The organism is Thalassolituus sp. UBA675, from assembly GCF_002297765.1.
Taxonomy (GTDB): domain Bacteria; phylum Pseudomonadota; class Gammaproteobacteria; order Pseudomonadales; family Oceanobacteraceae; genus Thalassolituus.
The window spans coordinates 1-13046 of sequence record NZ_DBNJ01000020.1; the positions used below are offsets into that span (position 1 = coordinate 1).

Genomic DNA, 13046 nt, shown 5'->3' on the forward strand with positions numbered 1-13046 from the left:
TTTGCTGCCGGCAGCGTTCAGCCTGGCGCTGTTTGCCTGGCTACTGTCTCTTCATCCAACCACCGCGGGCCGGGTTTATGCCGCCTATGGCGGCGTCTATGTTTCGACAGCCATGCTGTGGCTATGGGGTGTGGATGGGATTCGCCCGCACCTATGGGATTTTGTTGGCGTGGCCGTCACTCTGGTAGGGATGGGCATTATCATGTTCGCACCGAGATGATTTCGATCCTGTTTACTTTCCCTTTTTTGGAGATTCAGCGTTCAGCAGCAAACTCATTTTTTCCATCAGAATGACTGACGCGTTATTGTTGAACTGCTGTCCTTCCTCAATGTACTCCCAAACGGTAGCATCACTTTTCCAACCTCCTTGCTTTTTAATCAGTTCATAGTCCACGCGTTCCCGAGCCGCCGAGGTAGAGAGGCCGCGACGAAAACTGTGACTGCTCAGTTCGGGGACAAAATCGAACTGACAGGCTTTACCAAGGGTTTTGAGCACATCATTGATTGCCCCAGGATTCAATTGCCTGGCTTGAACCTGATCCCAGCGATTGACCGGCCGAAACAGCGGACCAATCGCTATATCAGCGGTATCCATCCATTGCTTTATTGCTCTGGCTGGACAACAGGTTGGATTCCCTGCAAAAGGCAGGGCTCGCACTAAGCCAGTAGCTTGCTGATCGGTCTTGGAACGGGGCAGCCGAATGATCAAGCCCTCAGGCTCCCACACCAGGTCCGTGACTTGTATTGCGAGCAACTCGCTGCGACGAAACGCCCCGAAGAAGCCCGTTAGCACCAGTGCGATATCCCGATACTTCTTCTTGCTATCTGGTAGTTGCTGGAGATGCTTTACCATCTGTGCGATGTGCTCCAGGCGCAGCGCCTTGGCTTTGCGTTTGGGTTGGCCGTGAGTGCGGCGGATGCCTTCCATCGTTTTGCGCACGAGAGGATCTTTTACTGGATCAGCGACTCCCTGGTAGTAGTGCCATTGGCCGATGGCCGTCAGGTGGAGATCCAGTGTCCGAGGGTTGAGAGATTCAGCTTTGATCAGTAGATAGCGCACGACAGTATCCCTGTCGGTAGGCAGTCGGCCACCCCATTTTTCGAATTGGCGAATGGCCGAGCGATACGCTTTGCGCGTGTTGTCAGAGGTGGCTGCCTGGAGATAGTGACGCAGCGCTTCGGATTCCCGATGGGCAATCTGATATGATCGCTCATTACGTAATGATAAGTCAGTGGTCAATTTGGGTGGTTTGCTGTGCATGAATCGAATTCCTATCGCGGTCGCTCAAAAGGCGGCTATGTACCGGCGTTACAAGTGAAAAAATTATGCCTGATTATCATAACCAACGATAATGGTCATTATCGTTGGTTAGAATTTGAAATTCAATCGTATTTGAAAAACATCAATATAATGTTATTTTACGTGTTACATAATACGTTATTAAATAATCTGAGAGGAATCCACATGGCCCGTGCCGGTGTCACTTACCACGACGTTGCCAAAGCCGCTGAAGCGATCAAAAGTCAGCGCCAAGAACCTACTGTAGACCGGGTGCGTGAACACCTCGGAACCGGCAGCAAAAGCACCATCGCACCACTGCTCAAACGTTGGCGATCAGATAACGGAGAGGCGGCCGATATCGGCGGGCTACCGAACGACTTAATCGAAGTGGTAAAGTCGCTGTATGAGCGGGTACAACAAATGGCCGACCATCGTATCGAGCAGGCCCGTCAGGAATTTGAAGGTTTCAATAACGAGCTTCGTAAAGAGTTGACCGATTCCAAAAACACAATCGCGCAGCTTACTGCTCGACAACAAGATCTTGAAAGCCAGATTGAGCGGCAAAACAAAGAAAAAGGTGAGGAAAAAAAGTTTCTGGAAGGTGCGCGTATCAGCCTGGTTAAAGCCGAGTCCCAACGAGACGAAGCGATTGCGAGGACTACTGAACTGAAGGGAAGCGTTGCTGAACTCAAGCAGGAAAACAAGGATATTCGAGAGCACTTTGAACACTATCAGCAGCGCACAGCGGAAGACCGTCAGCAGGAGCGCGAACAGTTTCGCACTGTTATTCAGGGATTAAAAGATCAGATTCGTGATCTGCAACACCGGCTCACCCAAGCCGAGTCCAAAGCGTCTGAGTTATTTGATGCTAATGCACAGTTACAAAGCAACGCCGGTAAACTTGAACAAGCCAATGCAACGCTAAACAGGGAGCTAAACGGAAAGATAGAAGATATCCAGGGTCTGAAGCGCGAGCTTGAAGACGCCGTGACGAAGTATCGGGATTCCCAGCATAAAAATGAACAAATGGCGGAAAACATGGCAGTGATCACCACCCAAAAAGCAGATGTGAGCAAGGAATTGGCTGTGTCAGCTCAAGTATTGGAGACCACCAAAGCCGAACTAAAAGCCTGCCAGGACAAGATTGCATTTCTGACTGACGAGAACAAGGTAATACTTCAGGAAAAGGCGATGATCCAGGGGCAGTTTAAGCAACTCCAGGGCTCGCTATGATCGTGTTAGAGCCAAACTTGTCAAATTTGTCGGTTCTTCCACAGAACCCCTTGAAGGGTTGGGGGCTTCGTTGTAGCAGACGGGACTGGGATGTCCCGGCTTGAGATAACGCAAGCCCGGATACGATCAAAGCTCTCTAGTGACAGACCTCATCGTTACAAACTCTTCCGCTCCGGTTGGATGAATGCCCAGGGTGGCGTCAAACTGAGATTTAGTTGCGCCAGCCTGCATTGCAATCGCGATTCCCTGTATGATTTCACCTGCTTCATCGCCAACCATGTGGGCGCCGAGAATACGGTCTTCAGAACGTTTAACGACAAGCTTCATGAGTGTGCGCTCAGACGAGCCGCTCAGGGTATGCTTAAGTGCCCGGAACTCAGACGTGTAAACGTCGATATCACCAGGATAGCGCTCCCCTGCTTCCTCTTCAGAAACGCCGACAGTACCGATGTTGGGCTGGCAGAATACCGCCGTAGGAATCAGCTCGTAATTCAGAGTGCGTTTACCTTCTCCGAACTGCTGGTCAACAAAGATCATGCCCTGTTCAAGAGCAACCGGAGTGAGAGCGGGTGTGTCGATCACATCTCCTAAGGCGAAGATGCCGGGTACGCTGGTTTCAAATCGCTCATTGGCGACGATGCTGCCGTTCTTGCGAAGCTCAACACCGGCTTCCTCAAGGCCAAGATTTGACGTCTTTGCCTTGCGCCCAGTTGCCATCATCACCAGGTCGCAACGGAGTATTGAGCCATCAGAGAGGTGGCAGATTTTTTCATCACCATCTTCTTCGATTCTTTCTACATCCGTCTGGGTGCGGATTTTTACGCCAGCCTTGGCGACTTCCTGTGTGACAAAGCGCCTGACCTCATTGTCAAAACCCCGAAGTATCTGGTCACCACGATACAGCAGCTGAGTGTCACAGCCGAGGCCGTTAAAAATACCGGCGAACTCGACGGCGATATAGCCACCCCCAACAACGACAATGCGCTTTGGCAGCGTGTCCATGGCGAAGACGTCGTTTGAATCCATGGCCAGATCGCCGCCCGGAATCTCCGGTTTGAATGGCCAGCCGCCGGTAGCGATCAGAATTCTCTTTGTCTCGAGTATTTTGCCGTTAACTTCGACCTTTCCCGGACCGGCAACCCTACCCCTCCCGCGAATAATTTCAACGCCAGGGCCTTCAAGAATATTTTTATATATCCCGTTTAAGCGATTGATTTCATTATCTTTATTGGATTTTAGTGTCGACCAGTCAAAACCGTTGAAACTGGCATCGACACCGAAGCCGCTCGCGTGCTCAATATGCCCTTTGAATTGACTCGCATAGACAAACAGCTTCTTAGGCACACACCCGACATTGACGCAGGTGCCGCCAAGGAACATATCTTCAATGACCGCGACTTTTGCTCCTGTTGCAGCAGCCATCCGGCTTGCCCGAACGCCTCCAGAACCCGCCCCAATAACCACCAGGTCATATTGTTCAGACATGTTTTGTACCCTTGTTTAAATACCTTGGTTGCTCTTACTTCGAGCGGTTCATTCTGTGTGTTCCTCTCAGTAGTAACTACTGAGAGCGAGACGCCCGAACGGCAGCTGTGTTCTGAAGCATCTACTTAGAAAAGGTTGCACGAATATTTACGCGGCCAGCATCGCCTATCCGATCAATGTTGACCTGTGTCGCTCTGACGCCAAACTGACGTCCGAGTTCTTCCATCCAGGTTATCGCCTCATCAAAAGCTGCACCGTCGACCCAGACACGTAGAGAATCCCCGTCCTGCTCGTATCGGGTCAGTGTCACACCGCTTTTGCGAGCCTGCTGGCTTACGAGGGCAAGAAGTGGCGTGTTCGAAGCCGCTGCACTGGCACCTCGCCCCTGCGCAAACCGCCCCGCATTATCAGCCATGGTATTGTAAAAACTCATTTTGGCATTCAGTGTCGTCGAGAGCTGAGTATTCTGCTGTATGAGGGGCAGCACCAGAATCAGGAATACCAGGCTAAGAGCAAACAGGATCGCCACGCCTCGAACAATAAGCTGGTCGCGAGGTGTTTGGGTGTGATACCAGTCCTTTGCCTGCTGAATCCGCGGGTCGCTTTCGAATGATGAACGTAATTTGTCGAGTGCTTTCATGCGGCACCTCCCACCTTAACGCGTCCTTTGACAATGTCCTTGTCTGCCTTCGCTGACGAAATTTCAGCCGTTAGCCCGCGTGCCTCGATAGCCGCCTTAAATGCCTGTAGGTCAGACTGCTGCTGTGCATCTATATCGATTAAAAACTCTCCAATCCGCTCAGAGTAACGAATGCTCTGAATGGATATGCTGCCTTTGCTCTGATCCAGGCCTGCCCATGCGGCTGCAACATTACCCATCAAACTATCAAAGCCCGCACTGTCCGTTGCGTCACCATCACTGCGTAATTTTCGTCTGAAGCGCGATTCGTAATTGCTAGTGGACTCTCCCGGGAACCATTGCTTATAAAGTTTCTGACTGCTGTTTGAAACCATATCAATCTGTTCAGCGGTACGGTGGTTGTCGACAATAAGAAAACCACACGCGAATACAGCGAAGATCGCTGCGAAGCTGGCAATGCCTGTCCACCATGGCGCAGGCTTCTTCTCACGTCCGGCGCTGGCTGCCTTACCCTGAAGAAGAGATATCGCGTTCTCTTTGGTTTCTGGCTTGGATGTGCTGACAGAGATGCTGTCAAAGGAATCTGGGTAGCCGCTTGATATGGTGGTCTTGAGCAGATTGCCCTCATCCATAGAGGATGCGCTGATAGTGAGTTCTTCACCCTGGACTTTATCGCTGACGCCCTCAAGTACGGCTGGCAGAGCAGCATCTGGAACCCAGCCTTCGAACACACCCTCGAGACTGACAATCCATCCTGACTTTGAGCGTACGATCTGGCTTCCGGCATATCCTGCGGTTTCAGGATGCAGAGCACTTAAACGCAAATGGTGAATTGCCAGCAATTCGATCAATCGATCGACCAGATCAGATTCCACGACATAGGCTTTATGCTTACCACCCAGGCTACCACCAGGCACGACGGTGTAGTCGCTGACGTCTCTGATCAATACTTCCTCAAGAGCGAAAGGCAGTGCACGATTCAGGTGGCGCCCCTTGACTCCAGGTAATGACACCCAGTGCGTTGCATAGTTGGTCGCAGAAAGCACCAGCGAGACGCTGCTCATCTCCGCCTGCTCTTCCGCCCAGTCTTCAAGGTTACGTGGTGGGTTGCCTGCGGTTTCTGTGATTAGCCAGATACCTTGATCTGCAGCCCACTCAACCCGGTTATTTTTGCTATTCATCGGTCACTCTTACGCGTGCATATCACCAGGCTTCGCGTGCAGCCCGGCGTGAAAAATCTCTTCTGATGGTATCCATCTTACCATCGGCTATATTTCGCCGTATCAAGGCCTCTACAGTACCTATGCGACCGTTAAGATCAATACGTGCGAACATCTCAAAATACTCTGTAGTGACAGAGAAATCAGTTTCAACTAACGGAGTCACCGCATCCTGCCTGCCTGTTCCATCATCAGCTGGCGACTCTGTACGGAGGTTGCTGACCGGAGCGGACCCCAGAAAATCCTGAACACTCCGGTAACCTTCGCCGCCTCGCCCTGCAATGATCTGTTCCGCATCAGTTAACGTCAGGCGACTGTCCAGTGCAGCAAGAACAAAATCAGGCGCTGTATTTACGTTGAGCTGAACCGCTGCAGGCAAACACGTTATATAGGGCTCAAGCTTGGCGTAGACATCCAGATCAACGCCTTCAATAAGCATTAGCTCACTGCTATGGCTACAGGCCTGGTAAGCGGGCCTGTAGCCGGGGTCCATCGACAGGTACTTGCTGTCGACGTTGCTTTCCTGATTCAGCCACTTGGCCCAGTCGCTGGCGATGCTTACCTCGAGACCCAGCAAGCTAAGCAGGTTGCGGAAGCGCTGTTCGTAAACAGTGGCATTGCCCCCCGGCAGAAGACTGTTGAGGTTAAACCGCCCTTGCGCATCCTGTATTCGGATGGTGATCACGCCCGGATCAAGCGGAAACGTCCTTTCAATGTTCCACTCTTCGGCTGCGTGGTCAATTCCGCTATCGGCCTCCCAGTCCATAAACAGGCCAGTGCGCGTTGCCGATTCTGCACCCAGGGCGTACAGGCGCGCCTGTTGTTGGGTAAAAAGAGTCTGAGAGCGTTCAATATCAATCGCCTGCCGCTCTATCATCGAGGTCGCAAGGATGGCGACAACCGAGAATATAAGGAGCACCATCAGCAGTACCATACCGCCCTGACCGGATCGCAGAGTAGGATAACTATTCATGACTGACCGGCCACTGTCGCATTATTTCTCCATACCCGGGCGCCGTGTAGAATACCTTGATCGCAGCGATGCGAGCGTCTTCTACCTCTGTGACCGGGGGCCAGTAGTCGACGGAGTTGAGTTCTGGAATGTCGGTGGTGGACGGTGTCGCCACAACGGCTTCGAACCGAACGTCTTCGATCAGGTCGTAAACGACTTGAGACAGTGGATCTGACACATCGCCGCGGTCGAGGACTTTCCAGTAATAACGAACCAGACACTCGCCCTCAACGTCAGCATCATCCGGATCCAGGCCCTGCTCGTACGCAATTCTCTCCAGTGCGGGTTCGCAGGGCTCAGAAAAAATGTCTTCGCTCCGATAGGCTATGCGTTGCAGAGTGGCTCTCGGGTCTTCTGTCACCGGATTGTTTCTCCAGCCTGCAATCGTCAACTCTATTGGGTAATCACCCGAACCGACCATGAGTGCTGGGATAGTGTCTCCGTACTCGTCGCGTATTGAGCGATTGATGTATTGGCCCAGATCGCGACCCATTACCTGGTTCAGTCGCTGAAGAGCAGCCAGATCATCGGCCTTCTCAATAGATGCTTTATTTACACCTGATATGTTGCTGAGAAGCTGCACAGCTGCAATGCCGACGGTTGCAGATATGGCGACAGCAACCAATACCTCAAGGAGCGTAAAACCGCGGGAATTCATCAGTTCGGCCCCATGATCGTCGACAGAGTAATGACGGGGTTGTCCGGACTGATCTCTGGTGCGACCGCAACATCAATGCGCACCAGTCCGGGGAACTGAGTCTTAGTGACTTCAGTAAAAAGGTGCCATTCCTGGCCTGCCATCTCGACGATATCGTTGGTTTCCCCAGCTTGCGGTGGCACACCCGCAAGGCGTATATCGGTCAGGCGGTTTTCAGCAACGAAAGACGCCAGTGTCATGGTTCGCATGCTCAACAGGTTGTTTACGCGCATGCTTGCTGTATCGGAAATCGTAATCGCAATACCAGCGAAGATGGCGACCGCGACCATAACTTCGAGCAGCGTGAATCCGGATTGACGTGACCCTGAACGATGAAAATCAGACATCCAGACGCTCCATCCGGCGCCTGATGGGGCCGATCCCGTCTCCGATGAGCCGTATTACAAAACTTTCATCATCAGGGTGCGTGAGCTCAACAACGAAAGGAATGTATTCGTCTGAAGACAGAAAGATCAGAGCAGGAATTGCTCCGTTCTCATCGGGCTCTTCTGGCGGATCAAGTTCCTCATCGTTAACCAGAATGCGGATCTCTACTGTTTCAGGAATGCTCATGGATTGAGCCAGAGCGGCATCAATGGGAGCCCATGGATTTTCTGAGAGTCGTGATAGTTCTTCTTCGGTCAGGCCTTCGGCAACACTCTTCAGTCGGAGATCGTAAAACCCCACCAAATTGAACTCGCCAGGAACCCAGGCAACACCGAGATCCAGATTCTGAAAGACAGCTTCTTCTCTGTATCTGTTGAAAGCAACATCCAGCTTCTGGGCAAACTGTTCGGTTTCCTGCTGAGCAGCGCGGTCACTGAAATTAAGGTTCACCATGGAAAGGAGCAGGCCAACAATGACCAGCACCACCATAACCTCAACCAGTGTAAAACCGCGCTGCCTCATGCCAATCAGATATCCAGATTGCTGATGTCTGCAGCATCGCCTTCGCCGCCTTCAGCCTGATCCGAACCCAATGAAATGATTTCGTACTTGCCTTTGTCTTCGAAGTACAGGAATTCGTTATCCCACGCATCGACAGGCATTTTGCCACCTTTCAGGTAGCCGCCATTCTGGTAATTCTTTGGTTCTGGCGATGAGGACGGTTTCTGCACAAGTGCTTCAAGACCCTGCTCTGTGGTTGGGTAACGGAAGTTATGTAGCTTGTACATATCCAGCGCACCTTCAATGAGCTTAATCTGGTTCTTGGTGGTATCCACACGAGCCTGATCAGCCGAGCCGATAATGTTGGTGGCAACCATGGCGAGGATGCCGCCGATGATGGCGATTACGACCATCACCTCAATCAGGGTGAAGCCGCCTTGTTTTTGTTTCTTAGCTAGAGACTGACGCATGAATTAACTCCTATTGCACCATTTGTTGTAATTCGAGAATCGGTAACATGATCGCAGCAACAATGAGCGCCACGACACCACCCATAAATAAAAGCATGATAGGTTCAAAGATCGATACCAGTCCTGAGACTGTGCTCTCCAGGGCCTTTTCCTGCTGTTCTGCGGTACGGGCCAGCATGCTGTCCAGTTCACCACTGCTTTCGCCGCTGGCAATCATGTGCAGCATGATGGGTGAAAAGTATCGTGTTTCCTGAAGCGACTTATGCAAGCTCCCCCCTTCGCTAACGCGAACCGTCGCCTCACTCAGTGAGCGGTTAATAGGGAGATTCAGCACGACGTCACTGGCTATCCGCATGGCTTCAACAAGAGGCAAACCACTGCTGGTAAGAATGGCGAGAGTACTGCCGAAACGCGCGGTGTTTACATCACGCACAAATCGCCCGATGAGGGGGGGTTTCAGAATGAGGTGATGTACTTTGCTTCTGAAATTCTCTTGTCGCATCAGCTGTGCAAACGTAACTAATGCCAGCACCATAGCCGCAGCGAGATAGATGCCGTAGTTGCTGAGAAAATAACTGGCGTCCAGCATGGCTTGCGTCAGACCGGGTAGTTCCTGCCCGTTCTTCACAAAGACTTCGACAATATCGGGAACGACATAGGTAAGCAGGCCAATAACCAATGCGGTGGCTACGAACGTAAGCAGCACTGGATAGATCGCCGCATTGCGGATGTTCTGGGCAGACTCATGTGAGCGCTCGGAATAATCTGCAAGACGAATCAATACGGGCGCAAGATTGCCTGAATGCTCACCGGCACTGACCGTTGAACGGAACAGCAGAGGAAAAGCACGAGGATACTCCTCAAGTGCCTTCGCAAGTGTGTAGCCTTCCAGAACCTTTGCGCGAATGGCCAATACCATGGCTTTGGTTTTCTGGCGTTCGGTCTGATCGGCAAGCGCTTTCAGTGACTCATCAATCGGCAAGCCTGCGCCAATAAGGGTGGCCAACTGTCGGGTAAGCAACGCACGATCCGAAACGGATAACGAGGGCCCTCGATTAAACAGGCTGAAGCCCGTACTGGCCTGCTTCTCTGTTGTGGGTGACACCTCGAGCGGCATCCACCCCTTTTCGCGCAACTGCTGGCGAATCTGGCGCGCACTATCGCCCTCCAGAACGCCCTTCTTCTGGCGACCCTTAACGTCCAGAGCCTGATATTCAAACGCTGCCATGCATTAACCTTTTGCTACCCGCAGAAGTTCTTCAATTGTGGTGTGACCACCCAGAACTTTGCGTATGCCATCCTGGCGAATGCTTGGCCCAAGGCGTCGAGCATGGGCTTCGAGCTCCTGCTCGCCGACCTGGTCGTGAATTCGGGTCTTCATACCTTCATCCACTTCAATGATCTCGTAGATCCCCTGACGACCGCGATAACCGAGTTGATTGCACTTGTCGCAGCCCTTTGCGTGATAAATAACGGGGGCTTCGGATTCCGGTATACCGAGCAGTTCACACTCTGCACTATCCGCTACTGCAGGTACTTTGCAGTCGTCACACAGAACACGAACGAGGCGCTGAGCAATAACGCCGATTACAGAAGATGACAGCAGGAAAGGTTCCACGCCCATGTCCTGTAGTCGGGTGATGGCGCCTACAGCGGTGTTTGTGTGTAGCGTCGACAATACAAGGTGACCGGTAAGAGAAGCCTGAATGGCAATCTCAACGGTTTCCAGGTCACGTATTTCACCAATCATTACGACATCAGGGTCCTGGCGCAGTATCGCACGCAGCCCCTTCGCAAAGGTCATATCGGCCTTCAGGTTTACCTGAGTCTGTCCAATACCCGGAAGACTGTACTCTACCGGATCTTCTACAGTCAGGATGTTGCGACTGGTATCGTTAAGGTCGCTGAGTGCTCCGTACAGCGTCGTGGTCTTACCCGAGCCCGTGGGGCCAGTCACCAGAATAATGCCGTGAGGCTTGCTGATGATGTTACGCATCGTCTGAAGATCACGGGACGACATGCCAAGCTGACCAAGACTCAGTCGTCCTGCCTGCTTATCCAACAGACGCATAACTACACGTTCGCCATGACTTGAAGGCATGGTAGAAACACGAACATCGACTTCCCGTCCGCCAATGCGAAGCGCGATCCGACCGTCCTGAGGGACACGCTTCTCGGCAATATCGAGTTTTGCCATGACTTTGATCCGGGAGACGAGCAAGGCGGCCAGTGCTCTCTTCGGTTGAACCACCTCACGTAATACGCCATCCACACGGAAGCGCACAACAAGGCGTTTTTCGTAGGTTTCGACGTGAATATCTGAGGCGCTTTCTTTGACGGCTTCAGTAAGCAAAGCATTAATCAGGCGCTTGATCGGCGCGTCGCCTTCCTGCTCAAGCAGATCTTCCGTTTCAGGGACCGAGTCTGCAAGGCTGGCGAGGTCCATATCATCACCGAGGCCTTCAACCATCTCCATCGCTTCGGAGGAGTCGCTCTGATAAGCAAGCCCTAGTCTACGATCGAATTCGTCGTCTGGAATTGCTTCAAGGTTGTAAGGACGGCCCAGATGTCGCTGAACTTCCATTAACGCTTGGGGGTTCAACCCCTCCTTGTGAAGTACGTGCAATGTATCGCTGCTGGCGTCGACCAGAACGCCATAACGTTTTGCAAAACTGAAAGGCAGGCGCACTGCCAGGCTACCGCCTGATACAGCCTGACTCTGTTCCGGTTGTGTTTCTTCTGGTACTGCAGTCATGTCTCTAATTATTCTCTGTTACCACGGCCAACGCCGCGGTAAGTAAAGCCAGCTTGTTTCAGTGCGGCAGAATCATATTGATTGCGGCCATCAATAATAACCGGTTGTTTCAGAAGCTTTCCGATCGCATTGAAATCTGGTTGGCGGAACGGTTTCCACTCTGTCATCAGTACCAGCGCATCGGAATCCGTCAGCGCATCGTATTGGTGGCTGCAGAAGGTCACGCCAGCTTGCTCTCCGAGAACCTTATTCGCGGCCTCCATTGCCATGGGATCATACGCCGCGACAGTCGCGCCAGCATCAAGCAGTTGACGAATCAATACAATGGCAGCCGATCCGGACACATCTGCGGTTTCCGGACGGAATGCCAGCCCCCAGACAGCAATCTGTTTACCGCGCAGATTGCCGAGGCAGTCTCTCAGAGCAGATGCAGCCCATTCCTGCTGCATGCTGTTCCGCTGTAATACGGCATTAAGCAAAACGGGTTGTATGTCTTTGCTGGCCGCTTCATTGACGAGCTCGTTAATATCGCCAGGAAGGCAAACCCCGCCGTAGCCTACACCAGGATACAGGTAAGAATAGCCGATCCGTGAATCTGCTCCTATACCACTGCGAACAGCCTCAATATCAGCTCCAAATGACTCAGCGATCGCAGCAATTTCGTTCATCAATGAAATCCTGGTCGCCAGCATCGCACTGGCCGCAAGGCGGGTCAGTTCCGCATCACGGATACTCATGGGTGTAACCCGATCCTTTTGACGGCTGAACGGTCTCAGGAGCGACACCATGACAGATCGGGCTTCGTAGCTCTCTGTGCCAAGAATAATGCGGTCAGGTCTCATGAAATCTTCGACCCCTTCCCCTTCTTTCAGAAAGACGGGATAGCAGACGATGCTCACCGTGTTTCCTGAAGACTGAGCGGCTTCGAGCATTTTCTCTGTTACTCCCAGCGACGTCGGGCTTGAATTTACCAGAATCGTTTCGCTGTTAAGTGCAGCCCCAAACTCAGTAGCAAAGTCTAATGCCTGTTCGTCAACGGTGTCGGCGTGCCCCAAAGCAAGGATGCATAGGTCACAGTCACTTGCGAGGGAGATGTCATCTGAGAACGAAAGCCGTCGAGCAGAAACGTTACTTTCGAGCATGGCCGGCAAGCCTGGTTCATGGAAACTCAGGTCGTGAACGTTAGTCGGGGGAGTCTGAGAATAATGGGTGATGACATTGCCCATTTCAGCGAGACAGGCGCTGATGACAAATGACTCGTAACCCGAGCCAGCAACGGTGACTTTCAAAGGGACATCCTATGTAATTGTCAGTAAAACACGACCAACTCTCTCCGAGCGGTTGTGTAAAGTACCCTATTACAG

14 protein-coding genes are annotated in these 13046 nt (G+C 52.1%); 2 read left to right on the forward strand and 12 right to left on the reverse strand.

The genetic code is table 11. The features are described 5' to 3' along the window. Positions 1 to 220: YnfA family protein (locus tag B3007_RS08230; RefSeq protein ID WP_301378723.1), on the forward strand; the 220-nt coding region annotated here is incomplete at its 5' end. A 12-nt stretch (positions 221 to 232) separates the two neighbouring features. On the opposite strand, the gene B3007_RS08235 is transcribed toward B3007_RS08230, so the two are convergent. Further along, the gene (locus B3007_RS08235) at positions 233 to 1261 is read right to left on the reverse strand and encodes a site-specific integrase (protein WP_035458165.1); all 1029 of its coding nucleotides are present in this window, start codon (positions 1259 to 1261) and stop codon (positions 233 to 235) included. Here B3007_RS08235 and B3007_RS08240 point away from each other — a divergent pair. Further along, positions 1256 to 2515 (forward strand): DNA-binding protein, encoded by a 1260-nt coding sequence (locus tag B3007_RS08240; RefSeq protein WP_245820078.1) that lies wholly within the window; start codon positions 1256 to 1258, stop codon positions 2513 to 2515. The genes B3007_RS08235 and B3007_RS08240 overlap by 6 nt on opposite strands. Positions 2516 to 2641: 126 nt before the next feature. On the opposite strand, the gene gorA is transcribed toward B3007_RS08240, so the two are convergent. The 11 genes from gorA to B3007_RS08295 form a co-directional block, all read right to left on the reverse strand. Beyond that, positions 2642 to 4000 (reverse strand): glutathione-disulfide reductase, encoded by a 1359-nt coding sequence (gorA, locus tag B3007_RS08245; RefSeq protein ID WP_297533561.1) that lies wholly within the window; start codon positions 3998 to 4000, stop codon positions 2642 to 2644. A gap of 121 nt (positions 4001 to 4121) precedes the next feature. Next, positions 4122 to 4640, reverse strand: coding sequence for a type II secretion system protein M (locus B3007_RS08250; RefSeq protein WP_301378725.1), 519 nt, complete (start codon positions 4638 to 4640; stop codon positions 4122 to 4124). Next, the gene (gene gspL / locus B3007_RS08255; protein ID WP_297533558.1) at positions 4637 to 5821 is read right to left on the reverse strand and encodes a type II secretion system protein GspL; all 1185 of its coding nucleotides are present in this window, start codon (positions 5819 to 5821) and stop codon (positions 4637 to 4639) included. The genes B3007_RS08250 and gspL overlap by 4 nt, the downstream gene beginning before the upstream one ends. 22 nt (positions 5822 to 5843) lie before the next feature. Beyond that, entirely contained in the window at positions 5844 to 6833 is a 990-nt protein-coding gene (gene gspK, locus B3007_RS08260; RefSeq protein WP_297533556.1) for a type II secretion system minor pseudopilin GspK, read from the reverse strand. Further along, positions 6826 to 7530, reverse strand: coding sequence for a type II secretion system minor pseudopilin GspJ (gene gspJ, locus B3007_RS08265; RefSeq protein ID WP_297533555.1), 705 nt, complete (start codon positions 7528 to 7530; stop codon positions 6826 to 6828). The genes gspK and gspJ overlap by 8 nt, the downstream gene beginning before the upstream one ends. Then, positions 7530 to 7916 carry a type II secretion system minor pseudopilin GspI gene (gene gspI, locus B3007_RS08270; RefSeq protein ID WP_297533554.1) on the reverse strand — a complete coding sequence of 129 codons (387 nt, stop codon included), beginning with the start codon at positions 7914 to 7916 and terminating at the stop codon, positions 7530 to 7532. The genes gspJ and gspI overlap by 1 nt, the downstream gene beginning before the upstream one ends. Further along, positions 7909 to 8478 (reverse strand): type II secretion system minor pseudopilin GspH, encoded by a 570-nt coding sequence (gene gspH / locus B3007_RS08275; RefSeq protein ID WP_068438698.1) that lies wholly within the window; start codon positions 8476 to 8478, stop codon positions 7909 to 7911. The genes gspI and gspH overlap by 8 nt, the downstream gene beginning before the upstream one ends. 5 nt (positions 8479 to 8483) lie before the next feature. Then, complete coding sequence (gene gspG / locus B3007_RS08280; protein WP_068438701.1) at positions 8484 to 8927, reverse strand: type II secretion system major pseudopilin GspG; 444 nt, start codon at positions 8925 to 8927, stop codon at positions 8484 to 8486. A 10-nt stretch (positions 8928 to 8937) separates the two neighbouring features. Next, positions 8938 to 10155, reverse strand: a complete 1218-nt coding sequence (gene gspF, locus B3007_RS08285) for a type II secretion system inner membrane protein GspF (RefSeq protein ID WP_301378730.1) — start codon at positions 10153 to 10155, stop codon at positions 8938 to 8940. Between the two features lie 3 nt (positions 10156 to 10158). After that, positions 10159 to 11682, reverse strand: a complete 1524-nt coding sequence (gene gspE / locus B3007_RS08290; protein ID WP_297533552.1) for a type II secretion system ATPase GspE — start codon at positions 11680 to 11682, stop codon at positions 10159 to 10161. A gap of 8 nt (positions 11683 to 11690) precedes the next feature. Then, the gene (locus B3007_RS08295) at positions 11691 to 12971 is read right to left on the reverse strand and encodes a UDP-glucose dehydrogenase family protein (RefSeq protein WP_068438707.1); all 1281 of its coding nucleotides are present in this window, start codon (positions 12969 to 12971) and stop codon (positions 11691 to 11693) included. Positions 12972 to 13046 lie beyond the last annotated feature (75 nt).